Source organism: Aliiroseovarius sp., from assembly GCF_965228805.1.
GTDB lineage: Bacteria > Pseudomonadota > Alphaproteobacteria > Rhodobacterales > Rhodobacteraceae > JASBTN01.
Map to the genome: position 1 here is coordinate 1,939,871 of NZ_CBDDIE010000003.1, position 19,391 is coordinate 1,959,261.

The following is a 19,391-nucleotide window of genomic DNA, read 5'->3' on the forward strand; positions in this document are numbered from 1 at the left end:
TATCCCTCCCTAGATATGGCCTGTCCTGTTCGCTTCAGGCCAAGTTTCACTCCCCCGGATCCGTCAGCCTGCGGCTTTGGGACCGAAATTCTCTGCAAAGAAGCGGTACCAGTTGCCACCCATGATGGCGGCGACCTCGGCCTCGCTCATTCCCACGGCGCGAAGGCCGTTTTCGATGTTGCCGAAATGGCGGTTGTCCTCGAACCAGCCGGGCATGGCTGGGAAACCGGGCGCGGATTTCGATCCCTCGCCATAGTCGATTTCCTTGGTCCAGCGCCCCACGCGCATCCACTCGACGATGCTGTCGGGCTGGTCCTGGCACAGGTCGGTGCCGATCCCCAGATGCTCCACGCCATAGGTCTCGGCCGTGCGTGCGATCATCTCGCAGAAGCTTTCCAGCGTGCAGTCGGACTTGTCCTTCAGGTGGTGCGGATAGACCGAAAAACCGAACATGCCGCCGTTTTCGGTGACCGCCCGAATGACCGCGTCTTTCTTGTTGCGCAGGGCGGGCGACCAGGCATGCGGGTTGGCATGGGTAATGGCGATGGGGCGGGTCGAAAACTCCGCCGCCTCGATGGTCGAGCGATCCGCCGAATGGCTCATGTCGACGACCAGGCCCACGCGGTTCATTTCCTTGACGACCTGCTTGCCCATGCGGGTCAGGCCCATGTCCTCGGCCTCGTAACAGCCGGTCGCCAGCAGCGACTGGTTGTTATAGGTCAGCTGCATGAAGCGCGCGCCCAGGGTGTGCACGATCTCGACCAGGCCGATATCGTCCTCGATCGGTGACGGGTTCTGGAAGCCGAAGAACACCGCCGTGCGCCCGGTTTCACGGGCCACATCGATGTCCGAGGCCCACTGCCCCTTCATGATCAGGTCGGGATATTGTTCAAACCAGCGGTTCCACTTTTCGAAGTTCAGAACCGTTTCACGAAAGTTCTCGTGGTACGAGATGGTGACGTGGATCGCGTCCACGCCCCCCTCGCGCAGCTGGCGGAAGATCTTTTCCGACCAATTGGCATATTGCAGACCGTCAATGCGCATCAAACGGGGCCTGCGCTGATATAGGCGGTTTTCACGGTGGTGTAGAATTCCGCCGCGGCCTTGCCCTGTTCACGCGGACCATAAGAGCTGTCGCCACGACCCCCGAACGGCACGTGGTAATCGGTGCCGGCGGTCGGCAGGTTCACAGTGACAACACCGGTCTGCGCGTTGCGGCGGAAATGGGTGGCGCGGGCCAGCGATTTGGTCACGATGCCCGAGGTCAGGCCGAAGTTGGTGTCGTTCACCGTGGCCAGGGCCTCGTCATAGCTGCCGACCTTGATCACCGAGGTCAGCGGCGCGAACATTTCCTCGCGGTTGATGCGCATGTCGTTGGTGGTGTTCAGGAACACGCCCGGCGACATGTAGAAGCCCTGGTGGGGCATATCGAGCTGCGCACCGCCACAGGCCAGTTCGGCGCCTTCGGATTTGCCCAAGTCCACATAGGCCAGGTTCTCGTTCAGCTGCTGTTCGCTGACAACGGGGCCCATCTGAGTGCCCTCTTCCAGCGCGTGGCCCACTTTCATGGCCTGTGCACCGGCCACCAGTTTCTCAACAAAGGCGTCGTGCACGGCTGCGTGGACCACGAGCCGGGAGGAAGCGGTACATTTCTGACCGGTGCCACCAAAGGCGCCACCCAGCGCCAGGGTCACGGCCAGATCCAGGTCGGCGTCATCCATGACGGCCAGGGCGTTCTTGGAGCCCATCTCCATCTGGACCTTGGTCAGGTTCTGAATGGCGGCTGCGGCAATGCCCTTGCCGACCGGCACCGAGCCGGTGAAGGAAATCGCGTTGACCTTCGGGCTTTCCACCAGGCGCTGACCGATCTCGCGACCGGCGCCCATGACCAGACTGAACAGACCCTTGGGAATGTCCTGACGGTTGATGATCTCGGCCAGCGCAACAGCCGAGGCGGGCGTCACATTGGCGGGTTTCCAGACCACGGCGTTGCCGTAGCAGAGCGCGGGCGCGATCTTCCACGAGGCGGTCGCGGTCGGGAAGTTCCAGGGCGAGATGATGGCGACGGTGCCGACGGCCTCGCGACGCACGTCGATCTCGATATCCGGGCGCACGCTGTCGGCGTTCTCGCCGATCTGACGCAGGCATTCGGCGGCGTAGTAGGTAAAGAACTGACCGGCGCGATAGACCTCACCCTTGCCCTCGGCAAAGGGTTTGCCTTCCTCACGTGCCAGTAGCGTGCCCAGCTCTTCGCAGCGGGCGATCAGCTCGTTGCCGATGGCCATCAGGACCGCCTGCTTGCGCTCCATGCCATAAGCCGCCCATTCGCGCTGCGCGACGCGGGCCTGGTCCAGGGTGGCTTCCAGCTGGTCACCGCTGGCCTGGGCAAAGATGCCCACCAGGTCGGACAGGTCCGAGGGGTTGCGGTTTTCGATCTCGCCGGTGCCAGCCAGCCATTCGCCGGCAATCAGGTTCTTTTGGATATCGGTCATGATGTGTCGCCTCACACGGAATTCGTTTCTTCGGGTATGGACTCCGGGATGCGCTTCAATCAAACTCAAATAACTGAACCTGATTTCAATTGATCTGAAGTGATGAGGCGATGGCGCTGAAAATCGAGATGCTGCGCGGCTTCGCGGCCGTGGCCCGAAGCGGCAATCTGAGCGACGCCGCCGAACGGCTGGGGCGTACCCCGTCGGCTGTGTCGATGATGCTGAAACAGCTGGAAACGCACCTGGGCGAACCGCTGTTCGAGACCGATCGCAAGAACAAGCTGACCGCCCTGGGCACATTCGTTCTGGACCAGGCCGAACGCGAGTTGCAGCAGTTCGACAATACGGTCAAGGCGATCGAAGGCTTTGCCAAGGCCACCCATGGTCATGTGCGCATCGCCACCGTGCCCTCGGTGGCAGGCACCATTATCCCACAGGTTTTCTCACGCCATATCAACGATTTCGACAATGTTGATATCGTGCTGCGAGACATGGATTCCAGCTCGATCTTGCACGAGTTGTCGCGCGACCGCATCGATATTGGCATCGCAACTCTGGGCGACAATGGTGTCGGGTTGCACAGCGAACCGCTGCTGTCGGATCGGTTCGGCGTGATCTGTGCGCCGACACATCCGCTGGCGCAGACCCAGGGCCCGGTGAGCTGGGACGCGCTGGCCGAAGAGCGCCTGATCGCCAACAGCTTGTCGGCCCAGATCGGCGCCGACGCCTCACGCGAATTGCACGACCGGGCGCTTCTGTCGGCACACAACCTGACGTCGATCCTGGCGATGGTGCATGCGGAAATTGGCGTCACGATCCTGCCGGAAATGGCGGTGCGGACCAGCTATTCACCCGGTCTGGCCTTCCGGCCGCTGGCAGATACAACCGCAAAGCGCACGATTCACCTGCTGCGTCGGGCCGATTCCACCATGTCTCCGGCGGCCCGTCTGCTGGAGCAACATATCCGGGAATGCGCCCGCGAAATGGGCTTGGGAGGGCCGTCATGAACCAGACCACCCTCCCTTTCACCCTCGGCATCCTGCTGTTTCCCGGCTTTCCGATGGCCTGCCTGACCTCCTGCATCGAACCCCTGCGGGCGGCAAATGAAATCTCAGGGCAGGAGGCGTTTCGCTGGACCGTTCTCGCCGAGGGTGGCGGGCCGGTCGCTTCTTCGGCAGGGGTGAGTTTCGCGCCGGATCACCCGCTGGCCGAGGCGGAGGGGCTGGACCTGATCCTGTTCACCGCCAGCCCGAACGCCCGGTTCGACAACCGTGCGCGGGCCAATGCGGCGCTGCAACGGCTGCGACGCGGCGGGGTGCAGCTGGGCGCGATCAGCGCGGGCGTTTTCGCCCTGGCTGACACTGGGTTGACCGGCGACGCGCCGCTGTCGGTGCATTGGTGTTACGAGGCCGCGTTTCAAAGCGCCTTTCCCGAGAACCCGGTTCGCGACACCGTGATCTGCGAGGAGGGTGGACTCACAACAATCTCGGGCGCCTCAGCCGCCTTCGACCACATGCTGACCCTGATCGAACAGCGCTTGGGCGGCGATGTCATGGCCGAGGTCGCCTGCTGGTTCCAGCACCCGTTCATCCGCAGCGCCGCGACCGCGCAGAAGACCCCGGCCCATTCCACAGGCAAGAGCCTGGATCTGCTGCCCAAGCCGGTGGCCCGGGCGATCCGGCATTTCGCCGAACATATCGAAAGCCCGGTGCAGATCAGTGAAGTGGCTGAGGTGGTCGGCCTCTCCACCCGATCCCTGGAGCGCAGCTTCAAGGAGGCGACCGGCCAGAGCCCGCTGAAATACTATCGCAAGATGCGCATGAACCAGGCGCGTCAGCTGGTGCTCTATACCAACACCCCGGTGACCGAGGTCGCCTATATGGTCGGCTATGACACGCCCGGCACTTTCCTGCGCCACTACCGCGAGACCTTCGGGATCACGCCGATCAGCGACCGGCGTGCCAAGAATTCCCTGCGGGTCAAGGACAGCGACGCGCTGCCCTATGACTGAGCCTCAGGCGATCGACCGCGCGGCGGCGGTCAAGGCATGGTGCAGTGACCCTGCCGAGGAGCGCGGCGCAAGAACCGCGACCTTGTCTTCAGCCTGAACCCACAGGAAGACACCCAGGTGTTCCAACGTGGTACGGGTCGCGTCCCCCGGCGCCATCTGGCGCAGGGGCGCGGGGCTGAGCCGTTCGAACAGATCGGCCAGCGCGGGGCCGGTGACATCGAAACAGCACCATCCGTCGGTCTGTTCCGTGACCGAGCCCGCGTCACCTACAATTGCCTTCAGCTCGGCGGCCAGCAGCTCGTGCTTGTCATGCGCCGCAGTGACCATCCATTGTTCCGGCCCCATCCAGAAGGCGGCATGCTCCTCTGTGCGGGTGGACTTGCCGGGCACGGGCAGGTCCAGTCCCGGCGCCGCTTGCACCGCCTGCGCAAGCGTATCCGCTTGCCCCCGACGCGCCGCCAGAGAGGCCAGCGCCAAGTCAGGGTTCTCACCGATCGTTACGGTGCCGATGGTGTCGACCCGAGGGGCATCCGCACCCAGCGCGGTCATGGGTTTCAGTTTATGCACGGAGTTTCTCCCCTTCCGGGTCCACGAAATGCGGGCTTGTGATTTCGACCAGGACCTCCTGGCCCTCGAGCGGATTGACCAGGCGCAGGCGTTCCCCCATGCGGGCACTGCCCCCCTTTACGAAGCCCAGGCCAATCGCGCTTTCAAGGATCGGCGAATAGGCGGCCGAGGTGACATAGCCCTGGTCATGGGCGGCATCGACCGGGCCGGTCGTGGCCATCAGGTGACCACCCGCAGGAACCGCATCCGCCGGATTGACCGGGCGCAGACCCACGAGGTTCAGCGCGTCGTCACCATTCATCCCGGGCCGTTCGGAAAGGGTGTTGCCGATACAGTCCTTCTTCTTCGACACCATGCGCCCCAGCCCCAGGTTCAGCGCGGTGGTGGTGCCGTTGAGCTCATTGCCCGCCGCGTGGCCCTTTTCGATCCGCATGACACCCAGAGCCTCGGTGCCATAGGGCACCACGTCGAACTCCTCGCCCGCCGCCATCATCTCGCGCATCAGAGCGTCGCCGTAGCGGGTGGGAACCGCGATCTCATAGGCCAGTTCGCCGGAAAAGGAGATGCGGAACAGCCGCGCGCGGCTGCCTCCGCAGACCGTGACCTCGCCACAACCCATGAAGGGAAACGCCTCGTTCGAGATGTCGAACTCGGGATCCACGATCTTTTGCAGAAGCTTGCGCGCGTTCGGGCCGGCGACCGCGTATTGCGCCCAGGCCTCGGTGGTTGAGATCAGCTGCACGTTCAGGTCCGGCCACAGGCACTGACGGGCAAACTCCATGTTGCGATAGACCGTAACCGCATTGGCCGTAGTCGTGGTGACAACGAAATGATCCTCGGCCAGACGCGCGGCGGTGCCGTCGTCATAGGCAATGCCATCCTCGCGTAGCATCAACCCGTAACGCACCTTTCCCACGGGCAGTTTGGCGAACCCGTTGGCGTAGATCTTGTTGAGGAAAGTGGCGGCATCCGCGCCCTGCACGTCGATCTTGCCAAGGGTGGTCACGTCGCAGATGCCGACCGAGTTGCGGGTTTGCACGACCTCGCGATCCACCGACTGGCGCCAGTGCGTTTCACCGGGACGCGGGAACCATTGCGCGCGCAGCCAGTTGCCGACCTCGACAAAGACCGCGCCCTGTTCTTCCGCCCACTTATGGCTGGGGGTCAGGCGGGTCGGGTGGAACGCCTTGCCAACCGCACGGCCTGCAAGAGCGCCCATGGCGACGGGCGTATAGGGCGGGCGGAAGATGGTGGTGCCGGTCTGCGGGATCGACTTGCCCGTCAGCTCGGCCATCACCGCCAGCGCGCCCATGTTCGAGGTCTTGCCCTGATCCGTCGCCATGCCAAGGGTGGTGTAGCGTTTCAGGTGCTCGACCGAGGTAAAGTTCTCCTGATGCGCCAGTTTCACGTCCTTGACGGTGACGTCATTCTGGAAATCGAGCCAGGCGCGCTTGGCGCCTTGAACGTGCCAGAAGGGGGTGAGGGCAACGGGCGCATCCTCGGCTTTGGGCAGGTCCGCCGGGGGGACGGTGATCCCCAGATCGGCCAGAGCCTCGACCGCCTTGGCCGCCCCTCCGGTCAGGGCCGCGTGGGTCGACATATCGCCCATGGCCGCCCCGGCAACCAGCTGGCCGACGGGAAGGTCTGCGCCGGGCACGAAGGCGTGGATGGCGTCATCCCAGACCGGACGGCCGCGCTGGTGGCAGGTCAGGCCCAGGTTCGGGTTCCAGCCGCCGGACATGGCCAGCGCGCCGCAGGGGATCACGCGGGTCTGACCGTTTGCCAGCCGTACGGTGACCGAGCTCAGGCCCAGGCGGCCCTTGGTGTCGACGATCTGCGCCCCGGCCAGCACCTCGGTGCCGTCGATGCCGGGGGCATCCGGGCGAATGTCGATGACGGCGGGCACTTCTACCCCCTTGGCGATCAGGTCGCGGGCGGTCTGGTGGGCATTGTCATTGTTGGCAAAGACCACGACCGAGCGCGCGGGCGTGGTGGCCCAGCGGTTGGCATAGGCGCGGGTCGCGCCCGCCAGCAGGACGCCGGGGCGGTCGTTGTTCTGGAAAGCAATGGGCCGTTCGATGGCCCCGCTCGCCACCAGGGCGCGTTTCGAGTAAATCCGCCAGAGCGTCTGGCGCGGTTTACCGGCGGCCGGGGCGGGCAGGTGGTCGGCGTTGCGTTCGACCGCGCCGTAGATGCCGTGGTCATAGGCGCCAAAGACGGTCGTGCGCGGCATCACGCGCACGTTCGGCAGGCTGGACAGCTCGGCCTGTGCCTGCGCCACCCAATCGGCGCCGGACAGGTCGGACAGAGGCGCGGTTTCCGCCAGCAGGCGCCCGCCCAGGCGGAAATCCTCATCCGCCAGGATAACCTGCGCGCCGACACGGCCTGCCGTCAGCGCGGCAGCCAGACCCGCGGGACCCGCGCCAACCACCAGGAGGTCGCAATGCAGGAAGCCCTTGTCATAGGCGTCGGGGTCATCCTCTCCGGTCAGGCTGCCAAGCCCGGCGGCCTTGCGAATGATCGGCTCGTAGAGCTTCTCCCAGAATGCTTTGGGCCACATGAAGGTCTTGTAGTAGAACCCGGCGGTCAGGAAGTTCGAGAAGCGATCGTTGATTGCCAGCGCATCACGTTCCAGCGAAGGCCAGCGGTTCTGCGAGCGGGCCTCGAACCCGTCGAAGATTTCGGCCACGGTGGCGCGGGTGTTGGGTTCCTGCCGCCCGCTCGAGCGCAGCTCGACCAGGGCGTTCGGTTCCTCGGACCCGGCGGTCAGCACGCCACGCGGGCGGTGGTATTTGAACGAGCGGCCCATCAGGCGCACGCCATTTGCCAGAAGCGCCGAGGCGAGCGTGTCGCCGGGGTGTCCCTGATAGGTCTTGCCATCGAAGGTGAAGCTCAGCGGGGTGGACTGGTCGATCAGCCCGCCGCTCAAACGGTTCATCTGGGTCATCGCGCGGCCTCCAATGCGGGTTGGGCCAGGGCCACGTCGCGGGCCAGCTCGACCTTCAGGATCTCATGCGTCACGGTATTGCGCGTGACCACCAGCCAGGACCGGTCGCCCTGTTCGTGGAACCACAGCTCGCGGTGCTCACCCGCCGGATTGTCGCGCAGGTAGAGGTAGTCGTGAAAGGCTTGCGCCGCGCCAAGTGCGGTGGGGTCGGGCCGGTTCATCAGGCTGGCGTCGCCCAGATAGGTAAACTCCTGCGTGTCGCGCGGGCCCAGAAGGGGGTGGTTGATCAACATGCGTCGACCTCCGCCTGTTTGTGAATGATGTTGATGTCGCGCACCCGCTGCACCCATTTGGCGCAGAGCTCCTCCTGGCTGACACCCATGTCGTAAGACGGCGTGGCGAGCGGTTTGCAGGCAGAGACCTTGATCACGACAAAGCCCGAGAACATGGGTTCCAGATCGGGCCAACGGTTGGTGTAGAGCGGTCGCAGTGACGGGTAGCGCGCGTCATCGCGGGGTACATAGCTCGCCTCACCCTGGATCAGCACGCCGCGCCGGGTCAGGATGTCGACGAAGTTGACCTCGACCTGGGGACGGGCGGCGATATTGGCCAGCGTGTCGGGCGAACGCATCTCGGCAAAGCTGATGGTGGTGTCGTCATGCACCACGAAGGTGCCCTTGGGCGAGACATTCGGGTTGCCCTCGGCATCCGCCGTGGCGACGAAGCCAAGGTGCCAGTGTTCGATCAGGTCGCGGGCGAAAGTGTTGATCATGGCCGCCTCCTCAATGCAGGTTCGGTTGGGCGCCCTGGCCCTTTTCGTCGATCATGTGACCGGTCATGAACCGGTCCAGGCGATAGGCTGTGGCGGTCTCGTGCGGGCGGTCGGTTTTCAGCAGATGCGCAAAGCAGTAACCCGCCGCCGGCGTGGCCTTGAACCCGCCGTAACACCAGCCGCCGTTGAAATAGAGCCCGTTGATATGGGTGCGGTCGATGAAGGGCGAGCCGTCCATCGACATGTCCATGATGCCGCCCCAGCTGCGCAGCAGGCGGGCGCGCCCCAGCGCCGGGATCAACGACATGCCGCTTTCCACCACATCCTCGACCACCGGCAGGTTTCCGCGCTGGGCGCAGGAGTTGTACATGTCCAGGTCGCCGCCAAACACCAGACCGCCCTTGTCGGACTGGCTGCAATAGAAATGCCCGGCACCATAGGTGATCACCCCGGGGATGAAGGGTTTCAGCCCTTCGGAGACAAAGGCCTGAAGCACGTGGCTTTCAATCGGCAAGCGCATCCCGGCCATCGCCATCACCCGGCTGGAGCTGCCCGCGACCGAGACGCCGACCTTCTTCGCGCCGATGAAACCGCGCGTGGTCTCGACCCCCAGGCAGCTGCCGTTTTCAATGCGAAAGCCTGTGACCTCGCAGTTCTGGATGATGTCCACGCCGCGGCTGTCCGCGCCACGCGCATAGCCCCAGGCGACTGCGTCATGGCGCACGGTGCCGCCGCGTCGGTGCAGAAGCCCGCCTTTGATCGGGAAACGGGCGTCCGCGAAGTTCAGGAACGGGTACATCGCGCGCACGCCGTCCGTGTCCAACAGCTCGGCATCCGAGCCGTTCAGGATCATCGCATTGCCGCGCCTGCGCGCCGCGTCGCGTTGTGCGTCCGTATGCACAAGGTTCAGAATGCCGCGCTGGCTGACCATCGCGTTGTAGTTCAGATCCTGCTCCAGCCCCTCCCAGAGCTTCATCGAGAACTCGTAGAAGGGCTCGTTGCCGTCCAGCATGTAGTTTGAGCGGATGATCGTGGTGTTGCGCCCCACGTTCCCGCCGCCGATCCAGCCCTTTTCCAGTACCGCGATGCGCGCGCCGCCGAACTCCTTCGCCAGGTAATAGGCGGTGGCCAGCCCGTGTCCGCCGCCGCCGATGATCACATAGTCATAGGCGGCTTGCGGGGACGGGTCGCGCCATTGCGGACGCCAGCCCTTGTGGCCGGTCAGGCTCTCCTTGATCAATCTCAGCGCGGAATATCGCATGATGGCTCCTCGTGCGTTTGCCGAGGCATTAGCAATGATATCGAAGGGGCCTGCCGATGCGATTTCGGACAAGGTTGATGTCAAAATCGACAGAATGCGCGACAACCGGGCATGACCTGAAAGGGAACTCTGCCCGTGTCAATCGACCGGGTCCTGAAGCTCGTCGCAATTAAGGACGCCTTGGTTCAGTTCGAGGCGCTTTAGTAATCGCGCTCGAAAAACACGCCGATCCCGGTGTCACCGTCCGACGACACCTGCCCGCGTACCGTGACGCTCGGGTTGACCGTGAGGTTCAGGTTGATCTCGGATTGCCCATCGGCGCCGACGGTGACGTCTGAATAGAGGTTGTCCGAGATATAGGCTCCGGCGCGCAGGCTGAGTTCACCATCGGCGTCCGTGGTCACATCCAGATCGTCGAGGCCGAAGCCCGTGCGCAGCCGTCCGATCGTGCCCGCGCCGCCGCGCCCCGACAAGGTGGCCACGGCCGAGGCCAGTTTCAGCGCCTGGAAGGGAGAGATTTGGTCAAGCCCACGCCCGAACACCAGCCTGGCAAGGATCTCATCCTCCGGCAGGTCGGGGGCGGAGGTAAAGCTGACCTCGGGCTCCGTTGCGGGGCCTTCGACGCGGATCATCACGGCGACCTCCTCGACCTGGGTTTCCGCTTCGACCAGCACATATGGGTCAAGTGCGCCCTGTAGGGTGGCGGTGGCCTCGGTCAGGGTCAGGCGATTGCCCAGCAGGTCCAGGCGGCCGCGGATCAGTTGAAAACCGCCCTGGGCCTCGATTTGTGATGTGGTGCCGCCCAAACGCAACTCTCCGCCCAACTCCGCGTCCAGACCGCGACCGCGCAGGAATACGCGGTCAGGGGCAGAAATGGTCAGGTTCAGGCCCAGGTCCGCACCGCCACCCGTGCTGCCCTGTCCGGTTAGCCCGGCGCGTGCACGGGTGGCCTGAACGGCGGCGGAGGCCCCGATGTGCTGAAGCTCCGGCAAGGCCCCATCGGCGCCAAATCCGGTCTCGGGGATGCGCAGCTCGACCGTGCCCAAAGTCACCGTTCCGGACACAACCGCGCCGCGCGTCACCGGTCCGCGCAAGCTCAGGCGGCCATTCGCAGTGGTGTCGTATAGCGTGGAATCCTTCAGTCCGACCGCATTCAGCCCCAGCGTAAGATCAGCCGGGTAGGGGGCGTTCAATCCAACCGGTCCCGCGACAGTGACCTGCCCGCCCGAGGAAACACCTGCTGACACATCCACCTGCGCGCGCGCGCCAGAGATGTTCACCGTCGCATTGACCGGTTCAAGCGACAGGCGCAGGTGTGGCAGGGCGGCGCGTGCGCCGTTGACCCGCACCGTGCCGGACAGGGCGGACAGCGCGAATGGACCGCTCAGACGCAGGTCGTAGTCCGCCGTGCCGTCCAATTGGCGTGGTGCGATGAACGGGTTTGCCAGCGCCAGAGGAGCCTGACCACTCAGGCTCAGATTGGCCGTGCTGACATCCGTGGCAACAGTGCCCGAGGCAGCGACACCCATGCCGCCGGGGCCGGTGCCTGTCACGGCAACGTCCCATCCGTTGGCCCCCTGTCGGGCATTGCCCTTTGCGGTGAAGGGACCGGACAGGCCGGGCACCAGAAGGCCCATGTCGCGCAGCCCTGCGTCGAACCCGATTGTGCCATCACCCGTGTCGGCAATCGTCGCGGTGACTTCGGGCGTCGAGACATCCAGAAGGTCAACCATGATCCCGCCGTCAGCGTCACGTCGCAGGGCAAACTCCGCGCGGCTGTCCCCGTCGGTCAAGCGATCTAAACTGCCCAAGCCAAACCCAAGATCACGACCAGTCAGGTTTCCGCGGGCCTCCGCAGCTTGGGTCGCGGGCGTGAAAGTACCTTCGGTCGCTATCGAAACCGAGCCAGACAACTCGCGCCCGGCGAGGCGGGCATAGGCCGAGAGATCGCCGACCTCGGCCTCCACCCGTCCTGCAACCGTTTCCGCGCCGGTGCGCCCCATGGAGACCGTGCCCGACAGGCTGGCCGTGGTCGCGCCGGGGGCAGTGGCAGACAGGTCGACCTGCCAGACTGCCCCGCTCTGCGCAGCGGTCCCGTCCAGCGCCAGCGCGCCGGAGAGCCCGTCGATCAGCATCCCGGCCTCAGCCACGTCGACGCGCCCGGCGATCCGGCTGTTGTCAGGTCCAAGGCGCGCCGTCCCGGCGGCGCTGGCTCCCGTACTCTGGATTTCGAAATCTTCGACCTGCGTGGCGTCCTGGTCGCGCCAGGCCAGGAACGACAGGCTGCTTGCCCCTGCAAAGGGGCGATCAAAAGCGTCCAGACCGATGGCCAGGTCCTGCCCGGTGCCATCGACCACCACGTCGAACCCCCCACGCAGGATCGAGGCCGCGCCGGTGACGCGCAGGTCGGCGGCCCCGGACAAGGATTGTCCGGACAGGGCGGCAAAGCGGCTCAGATCCTGCGCCTGTAGCAGCACATCGCCGGTGGTTAGGAGGTCGAGTCGTTGCCAGTCGATCCCGAAGGAGGCCTGCCCTGACAGGGCGTAATCCGCCCCACGCAGGGTGATCGCATTCAGTCGAATGCGAGCCTGGTCGCGCTTTGCGAAACGCACCTGTCCTGAAAGGCGCGGGCCGATGGCCTGGGCCAGCGCCGGATCGGTGGGGGCAACGCCCGTGGCCTCAAGGTCGAGCGTTCCGGTGATTTGCGCGGCCAGCCCCTGCGGCTGTGGTGAGAGTGTTCCGGTGCCGGAGAGCCGCAGCGCTTCCAGTGCGATGTCGTCGCGCTTCAGGCCGTTGACCTCGGCGGAACCGGTCCAATCCGCCCCCAAGGCGCTGTCGAAGTCGAAGCGCAGATTTGCCCGGTCCACCCAGGTTTGTCCGTCGCTCAGCGGCAGGAGCACCGGCGCCCCGTCCTGCGCCTGAATGTGACCGCTGATCTGCGCGCGTTCTGCCCAGCCCAGGGCATTGATCCGGGCCGCACCGGAAAACGTCATGACCTGCGTGCGGATTTGCATCTCCTGCAGATCCAACGCCCCATCCGGATGGCGTTCGCCCCGAACGTCCAGCAGAACATCGCTGCCAAAGAAACGCACCATCTCCGCGCTGACAAGCGGGCTGGGATCGCCGGTCAGCGATGCGCGGAACCCCAGGGCCGCGTCCGTGGCAGGGGCGTCAGCAGCCAGACTGACTTGACCGGTCAGGCGGCTTTGCCCGTCCGTGGACAAGTCAATCTCGGCGGTAAAGCCCTCGATCGGGCCGCTGCCCGCGACGCTCAGCGCCAGGGGGGCGCCCTCGGCCATGCCGGTCAGCGTGGTCGCGATCCCGCCCGGCCCCTCTGTCAGGGACAGGTTCAGATCCAGAAACCGCGTTTCGTTGACATAGGATCCGGCGAGCGCGAAGGCCCCATCGGCCCCGTCAATCCGGTTGACTGACAGTTCGGCGCGCCCGGCGCCTTCGTTCAGCTTTGCGGACCCGGCCAGGGTCATTACCGCCGCCACGCCCAGAACCGGCTCGCCCAAAACCAGCCGCTTGGCTTCGATCTTGCCGATCTCGATGGAGACCGGCAGTTCCGGCAGGGAAAAGCGCGAGGCGGTGGTCTGCGGCACGTCCTCGCCGGGCAGCGGCGGGCGGGCCAAGGTGATCTCCTCGGCCTGCAGGTGGTCAACCTCCAGCCGCCCGGCCAGAAGCGCAGTGCGGGTCCAGTCGAGCTGCACCCCGCGCAGGGTCAGCCAGACGCCGTCCTCGTCGGCGATGGTCAGTTCTTCCAGCGTCGCCTGACTGCTGAGCGCGCCCGCAAAACCCGTTACCCGGACTTCGCGCCCAGCGGCAGAGAGGTTCGTCTCCAACCAGCCCTCCAGGAAGGATTTGCCGTCCTCCTGCGCCCAGCCGGGCAAGGCGGTCAACAGGGCGACGAGGAAGAGGGCGGCAAGACGTCTCAAAACGATTGTCCTATCCCGATATAAAGCTGCGGGCCGGAGCCGCCGGGGCCGGACACGGGCATGGCCACATCCAGGCGGATTGGTCCCAGCCCGGTATAATATCGCAGGCCAAGCCCCGCGCCGATCTGCCAGTCGCCATCGAAATCCATCAAGCTGTCGTCGCCGACGGTGCCCGCATCAGCAAAGCCCACCAGGCCGAAACTGTCATTCAGGCGATAACGAACCTCGCCGGAGGCGCCCAAGAAGGATCGCCCGCCGATGGTGGTGTCCGGCGCCACCTCGATGCCCAGCGATTGGTAAGGAAAGCCACGGACGGTGCCCCCGCCGCCGGAGTAGAACAGAAAATCCGATGGGACCGAGGCCGCCTCGGCCCCGATCACACTGCCGATCAGGGTGCGCCCGGCCAGGACGACATTCGCCTCGGAAAAGCTGAGATACCCACGCCCGTCGACCCAGGCGCGTGCGCCAGTAGCCCCGCCGGACAGGTCGTGAAATGGGGTGAACTCAGCCTGCGCGTAGATGCCGGAGGTGGCATCCAGAGGATCGTCACGCCCGTCCCAGGTCAGCTCTCCGGGCAGGGTCAGCAGCGAAAAGCGACGCCGACCCAGGGCATCATTGACCGAGGCATAGGTGTAGGCCACGCCGACCTCGCCCTCCAACTGGTCAGAAAAGCGGCGCTGCACGCCGACCCCCAGCCCGCCTAGGGCAAGACGGAAGGCCGGATCGTCCACATAGGCCAGGGTGGACGTGAAGAACGCCCCGGTATCCGTGCCAAGAGCGGCGGGAATGTCCAGCCGCGTGTCCAGGGTGAAGTCCATTCCCTCAAGCCCGTCCAACATGTCGGACACTTCGGCCTCGACCCGGAACCGCTCGGCCCCGCCGAAGAGGTTGCGATGCAGCCAGAAGCCCGACACGCTGAGCCCTTCAAGCGAGGAAAGTTCGGCCCCGAAGCCAAAGCGGCGTGGTTTGGCGTCCACCAGCGCCAGACCGATGTCCATCACCTCGCCATCGCGCAGGGGTGTGGTTTCGCTCAACACGACCGAAGAAAACGCGCCGGTGCGGCGCAGCCGGGCGGCGACCTGTTCCAACGCCTCTGGTGAAAAGACCTGGCCACTCGGAAGTCCGGCGATGCGCACGACCCTGGCGGCACGAACAGCGGAAGGCGTGGTCAGGTCCAGCTCGCCAAAACGCACCCGAGGGCCGGGGGTCAGCGTGACCCGCGCGTCTAGGGTGTGGCGGGGATGGTCGGCTGTGACAGATTGATCCTCGACCCGAACCAGAGCATGGCCCGCGTTGCGCCAATCCCCGGCCGCGGTCTGAACCGCGTCGCCCACGACAGTGCTGCGGGCGGGGGCGCCGCGCGCGAATTCGGGTGTCGGGGTCGGATTGGGCACGCGCGGTGTTATGCTGGCGGTGCCAAAGGTGAACTGCGGGCCGGGGATCACTTGGACCGAGATCTCCTCAACCCGGGCGGGCGGCGAAAAGGGAGAGATCCCCGCCGCCTCGCGCCCGTTGATGCGGATATGGATCACCCCGCCATAGTAGCCCCGGGCATAAAGCGTGTTCAGCAGCTTGGTGTAGTCGGCCAGGGCTGCGGCGACCAGATCACGCGGATCGCTTTTACCCTCGGCCTTGGCGGTGACCAGCAAAGAGGCCTCTTCGAGCCGCGATTGCAGGGCGGTGTCGTCTCCGCTGACGGTGAAGTCCAACTGATCAAAGCTTGCCCCTGCCGTTGGCGTCAGGGCCACGGCGAGGGAGAGGAACAGCGCTCCTACGGTCGTCTTAAAGTCGGTCATGATCCCACCGAGCAAAATGGATCCGACATTGGCAGCTTCGGGCTTCGTAGGAGTCCTGCCTATCATTCCTGCGCGTAGGCGCAAGGCGCAGGCCGTCACGATTGCAATTTCGCCAGGTTCCGCCCGTGTCGTGATTGGGGAGCAGAGGGATCTCTGCAAGGGGCCGGGGGTGAAGTCCTTTCCCCGCCTTTGCGGCGGGCGACAGACCCGGATGCGGCACACGCTGCCGTCGCGTCAAGTGGTCCCGTGCCCTTGTTATTTCAAAAGAATTGGCAAAGACTGCGGCCATCAAAAAAAATGACAACAATACTGATGGGAGATCACATGAAAACCGCAATGAACACCATTCTTGCGTGTCTGGTTGCTGTCACGGCCTTGCCTGCCAGCGCCGAGACGCTGCGTTGGGCGCGCGCAGGCGACGCCCTGACCCTTGATCCGCATGCCCAGAACGAAGGGCCGACTCACACCATTCGTCACCAGATGTACGAGCCGCTGATCATTCGCGACACCACCGGCGCGTTCGAGGCCGCTCTGGCCACCGAATGGGCACCGAGTGCCGATGATCCGAATGTCTGGATCTTCAAGCTGCGCGAAGGCGTGAAGTTCCATGATGGTGCTGATTTCACCGCCGAAGACGTGGTCTTCAGCTATGAACGTGCCAAGCAGCCGAACTCGGACATGAAAGAGCTGATCGGCTCGATTGTCGAAGTGCGCGCGGTGGATGACTATACGATCGAGATGGTCACCGATGGGCCGAACCCGATCCTGCCCTCGAACCTGACCAACCTGTTCATCATGGACAAGGATTGGACCGAGGCAAACAACACGGTGAACGTGCAGGACTTCGAAGGCGGCGAGATCACCTATGCCACCACGAATGCCAATGGCACCGGCCCCTATGTGCTGACCAGCCGGGAGCCGGACGTGAAGACCGTGATGACCCGCAACGAGGCCTACTGGGGCCGTGACATGTTCCCGCTGGAAGTGAGCGAGATCGTCTATACCCCGATCCAGAACGCCGCGACCCGTGTCGCCGCGCTGCTGTCGGGTGAGGTGAACTTCCTTCAGGACATGCCGGTGCAGGATCTGGCCCGCGTCGACAGCGCCGCCGGTCTGGTGGTCAAACAGGCGCCGCAGAACCGCGTCATCTTCTTCGGCATGAACCAGGGTGCGGCTGACCTCGAAGCCGATAACGTCGAGGGCGCCAACCCGCTGGCCGACGTGCGCGTGCGCAAGGCCATGTCGATGGCGATCAACCGCGATGCCATCCGTCAGGTCGTGATGCGCGGCCAGTCGCAGCCTGCGGGCATGATCGCACCGCCCTTCGTCAACGGCTGGACCGCCGCGATGGACGGCGAAAGCTCCACCGATGTGGAAGCCGCCAAGGCGCTGATGGCCGAGGCCGGTTACGGCGACGGTTTCTCGATCCGTCTCGACTGCCCGAATGATCGCTACATCAATGACGAAGCGATCTGCCAGGCCGCCGTCGGCATGCTGGGTCAGATCGGTATCACCGTGAACCTGGACGCCATTCCGAAGGCGCAGCACTTCCCGAAGATCACCGACAGCAAGACCGACTTCTACATGTTGGGCTGGGGCGTTCCGACCTATGACTCGGAATACATCTTCAACTTCCTCGTGCACGGTCGTGAAAGCGATATCGGCACCTGGAACGGCACCGGTTTTGACAATGACGAGATCGACGCCAAGATCGCCTCGCTGGCCTCCAACACCGACCTGGACGCCCGTAACGCGGACATCGCCGCGATCTGGCGTGTGGTGCAGGACGAACAGCTCTACATCCCGATCCACCACCAGGTGCTGAACTGGGGCATGGGCGAAGGTGTCGGCATCGAGGTCGACCCGGAAGACCAACCCAAGGTGAAATACATCACGATGAAGTGAGCAGGGCCCCAACGGGCATGGCTTAAAGTTGAACCCGGGAAGGCTGTGCTTTCCCGGGTTTTTCACTCACCGATCATGATCCTGCCAACGGCAGGCTCTGATCATTGAAAGAATTCAACCGGATAGGGGGGAATAATGAAACGCGCGATTTACACCTTGCTGGCCACCACGGTGCTGGCGTCACCCGTTGCGGCCAAGGAGTTCACCTGGGCCGTCACCACCGACCCACAGACCATGGACCCGCATGCGGTGAACTCTGCCCCGGTGCTGGGGTTCTTGAACAACGTCTACGAAGGGCTGGTGCGCCGTGGCAAGGACATGTCGGTCGAACCTGCTCTGGCAACCTCGTGGGAACCGATCGGCGCGGGCGAAGGCTGGCGCTTCACCCTGCGCCAGGGCGTGACTTTTCAGGATGGGGCGGAATTCAACGCCGATGACGTTATCTTCTCCTACCAGCGCGCCTCGGACGAGGGATCGGACACGCGCAGCTGGTTTGCGCCGGTCAGCGAGGTTGTGAAGGTTGACGATTATACCGTCGACATCATGACCACGGCGCCGAACCCGATCTTTCCCAGCTCGATCGCCAACTGGATGATCATGGACAGCGGCTGGGCCGAGGCGAACAATGCCACCCTGCCGGACAAGGAAAACGGCAACTATGCCACGTTGAACGCGAATGGCACCGGCGCCTTTCAGGTCACCACACGCGAGCCGGGCCTGCGCACCGTTCTGGAACCCCACGCAGGTTGGTGGGGTGAGGTGGAACACAATATCACCAAGGCCACCGTGCAACCGATCCAGAACCCGGCCACGGCGCTGGCCGCGCTTTTGTCGGGGGACGTGGATTTCATCAACCCGGTGCCGATCCAGGACGTGGCCCGCCTGCAGGGCAACGCGGAGGTGAAGGTCATTCAGGGGATCGAGGCGCGAGTGATCATGCTGGGCTTCCCGCATGAGGCGGCAGCGCTGAAATATTCGGCCGAGACCTCGGACAAGAACCCCTTCGCGGATGTGCGCGTGCGCCAGGCCGTGGCCCATGCGATCAACGTGCCTGCGATCCTGCAAACCATCATGCGCGGCAATGCCGAGGAGGTCAGCCAGCTGGTCTCGCCCGCGATGAGTGGCTATTCTACCGCGTTGGCCGCGCGCCCTGCGCACGATGTCGACGCCGCCAAGGCCCTGTTGGCCGAGGCGGGCTATCCTGACGGGTTCTCCTTCGGCCTGAAATGCCCCAACAACCGTTATCTGAATGACGAAAGCGTCTGCCAGGCGGTCACCGGCATGCTGGCGCAGGTGGGGATCACCGCGACGCTGGATGCCATGCCGGTGCAGAACTACTGGCCCGAGCTGCGCGCGGACAATTACGATATGTACCTGCTGGGCTGGTCGCCGGGTACCTTTGATGCCGAACATCCGATCCGCTTCCTGGCCTCGACCCCGAACGAAGAACGCAAGCTGGGTTCGTGGAACTTCGGCGGCTATTCCAACACCCGAGTCGATGAGCTTCTGCCGATGATCCAGTCCGAGATCGACGCAGGCAAACGCCAGATGATGATCGACGAGGTGACTGGGATCCTGCAGGACGAGGTCGCCTATGTGCCGCTCTATGTGCAGCCCCTGGTCTGGGGCGCGCGCAGCAACATCGAGTTGACGCAACGACCGGACAACTTTTTCATCTTGCGCTGGGTCACCGTTAACTGAT

Annotated in this window: 13 protein-coding genes; 4 read left to right on the forward strand and 9 right to left on the reverse strand. The window is 64.5% G+C overall.

Translation table 11 applies throughout. The annotated features are described in order from the left end of the window. Positions 1-63 precede the first annotated feature (63 nt). Positions 64-1,044: a membrane dipeptidase gene (locus ACO07D_RS10725; protein ID WP_421702931.1), complete on the reverse strand. Its 981-nt coding sequence runs from the start codon at positions 1,042-1,044 to the stop codon at positions 64-66. Then, entirely contained in the window at positions 1,044-2,492 is a 1,449-nt protein-coding gene (locus ACO07D_RS10730; RefSeq protein WP_421702932.1) for an aldehyde dehydrogenase family protein, read from the reverse strand. Before ACO07D_RS10730 ends, ACO07D_RS10725 begins: the two co-directional genes overlap by 1 nt. 110 nt (positions 2,493-2,602) lie before the next feature. Here ACO07D_RS10730 and ACO07D_RS10735 point away from each other — a divergent pair, with 110 nt between their 5' ends. Both ACO07D_RS10735 and ACO07D_RS10740 read left to right on the forward strand, forming a co-directional pair. Then, positions 2,603-3,499, forward strand: a complete 897-nt coding sequence (locus ACO07D_RS10735; RefSeq protein WP_421702933.1) for a LysR family transcriptional regulator — start codon at positions 2,603-2,605, stop codon at positions 3,497-3,499. Further along, on the forward strand, positions 3,496-4,503 hold the full coding sequence (locus ACO07D_RS10740; RefSeq protein ID WP_421702934.1) for a GlxA family transcriptional regulator: 1,008 nt from the start codon (positions 3,496-3,498) through the stop codon (positions 4,501-4,503). The genes ACO07D_RS10735 and ACO07D_RS10740 overlap by 4 nt, the downstream gene beginning before the upstream one ends. 3 nt (positions 4,504-4,506) lie before the next feature. On the opposite strand, the gene ACO07D_RS10745 is transcribed toward ACO07D_RS10740, so the two are convergent. The 7 genes from ACO07D_RS10745 to ACO07D_RS10775 all read right to left on the reverse strand — a co-directional run bounded on the left by ACO07D_RS10745 (position 4,507) and on the right by ACO07D_RS10775 (position 15,784). Beyond that, positions 4,507-5,070: a sarcosine oxidase subunit gamma gene (locus tag ACO07D_RS10745; protein ID WP_421702935.1), complete on the reverse strand. Its 564-nt coding sequence runs from the start codon at positions 5,068-5,070 to the stop codon at positions 4,507-4,509. Continuing rightward, positions 5,063-8,017, reverse strand: coding sequence for a sarcosine oxidase subunit alpha family protein (locus ACO07D_RS10750; protein ID WP_421702936.1), 2,955 nt, complete (start codon positions 8,015-8,017; stop codon positions 5,063-5,065). The genes ACO07D_RS10745 and ACO07D_RS10750 overlap by 8 nt, the downstream gene beginning before the upstream one ends. After that, complete coding sequence (locus ACO07D_RS10755) at positions 8,014-8,310, reverse strand: sarcosine oxidase subunit delta (protein WP_421702937.1); 297 nt, start codon at positions 8,308-8,310, stop codon at positions 8,014-8,016. Before ACO07D_RS10755 ends, ACO07D_RS10750 begins: the two co-directional genes overlap by 4 nt. Beyond that, positions 8,304-8,789: a pyridoxamine 5'-phosphate oxidase family protein gene (locus tag ACO07D_RS10760; RefSeq protein WP_421702938.1), complete on the reverse strand. Its 486-nt coding sequence runs from the start codon at positions 8,787-8,789 to the stop codon at positions 8,304-8,306. Before ACO07D_RS10760 ends, ACO07D_RS10755 begins: the two co-directional genes overlap by 7 nt. 10 nt (positions 8,790-8,799) lie before the next feature. Then, complete coding sequence (locus ACO07D_RS10765) at positions 8,800-10,050, reverse strand: sarcosine oxidase subunit beta family protein (protein WP_421702939.1); 1,251 nt, start codon at positions 10,048-10,050, stop codon at positions 8,800-8,802. A gap of 200 nt (positions 10,051-10,250) precedes the next feature. Beyond that, positions 10,251-13,988 carry a translocation/assembly module TamB domain-containing protein gene (locus tag ACO07D_RS10770; protein WP_421702940.1) on the reverse strand — a complete coding sequence of 1,246 codons (3,738 nt, stop codon included), beginning with the start codon at positions 13,986-13,988 and terminating at the stop codon, positions 10,251-10,253. Further along, a complete protein-coding gene (locus ACO07D_RS10775) occupies positions 13,985-15,784 on the reverse strand; it encodes an autotransporter assembly complex protein TamA (RefSeq protein WP_421702941.1) in 1,800 nt (599 codons plus the stop codon). Before ACO07D_RS10775 ends, ACO07D_RS10770 begins: the two co-directional genes overlap by 4 nt. A gap of 324 nt (positions 15,785-16,108) precedes the next feature. Between ACO07D_RS10775 and ACO07D_RS10780 the strand changes: the two genes are divergently transcribed. Together ACO07D_RS10780 and ACO07D_RS10785 are read left to right on the forward strand one after the other, a co-directional pair. Then, positions 16,109-17,689 (forward strand): ABC transporter substrate-binding protein, encoded by a 1,581-nt coding sequence (locus ACO07D_RS10780; protein WP_421702942.1) that lies wholly within the window; start codon positions 16,109-16,111, stop codon positions 17,687-17,689. 135 nt (positions 17,690-17,824) lie between these two features. Beyond that, positions 17,825-19,390, forward strand: a complete 1,566-nt coding sequence (locus tag ACO07D_RS10785; RefSeq protein ID WP_421702943.1) for an ABC transporter substrate-binding protein — start codon at positions 17,825-17,827, stop codon at positions 19,388-19,390. Position 19,391 lies beyond the last annotated feature (1 nt).

Excerpts from the sequence above, each read along its gene's own strand:
- ACO07D_RS10725 (WP_421702931.1), bottom strand. The coding sequence starts at position 1,044 with ATGCGCATTGACGGTCTGCAATATGCCAATTGGTCGGAAAAGATCTTC.
- ACO07D_RS10730 (WP_421702932.1), bottom strand. The coding sequence starts at position 2,492 with ATGACCGATATCCAAAAGAACCTGATTGCCGGCGAATGGCTGGCTGGC.
- ACO07D_RS10735 (WP_421702933.1), top strand. The coding sequence starts at position 2,603 with ATGGCGCTGAAAATCGAGATGCTGCGCGGCTTCGCGGCCGTGGCCCGA.
- ACO07D_RS10740 (WP_421702934.1), top strand. The coding sequence starts at position 3,496 with ATGAACCAGACCACCCTCCCTTTCACCCTCGGCATCCTGCTGTTTCCC.
- ACO07D_RS10750 (WP_421702936.1), bottom strand. The coding sequence starts at position 8,017 with ATGACCCAGATGAACCGTTTGAGCGGCGGGCTGATCGACCAGTCCACC.
- ACO07D_RS10755 (WP_421702937.1), bottom strand. The coding sequence starts at position 8,310 with ATGTTGATCAACCACCCCCTTCTGGGCCCGCGCGACACGCAGGAGTTT.
- ACO07D_RS10760 (WP_421702938.1), bottom strand. The coding sequence starts at position 8,789 with ATGATCAACACTTTCGCCCGCGACCTGATCGAACACTGGCACCTTGGC.
- ACO07D_RS10765 (WP_421702939.1), bottom strand. The coding sequence starts at position 10,050 with ATGCGATATTCCGCGCTGAGATTGATCAAGGAGAGCCTGACCGGCCAC.
- ACO07D_RS10775 (WP_421702941.1), bottom strand. The coding sequence starts at position 15,784 with ATGACCGACTTTAAGACGACCGTAGGAGCGCTGTTCCTCTCCCTCGCC.
- ACO07D_RS10780 (WP_421702942.1), top strand. The coding sequence starts at position 16,109 with ATGAAAACCGCAATGAACACCATTCTTGCGTGTCTGGTTGCTGTCACG.
- ACO07D_RS10785 (WP_421702943.1), top strand. The coding sequence starts at position 17,825 with ATGAAACGCGCGATTTACACCTTGCTGGCCACCACGGTGCTGGCGTCA.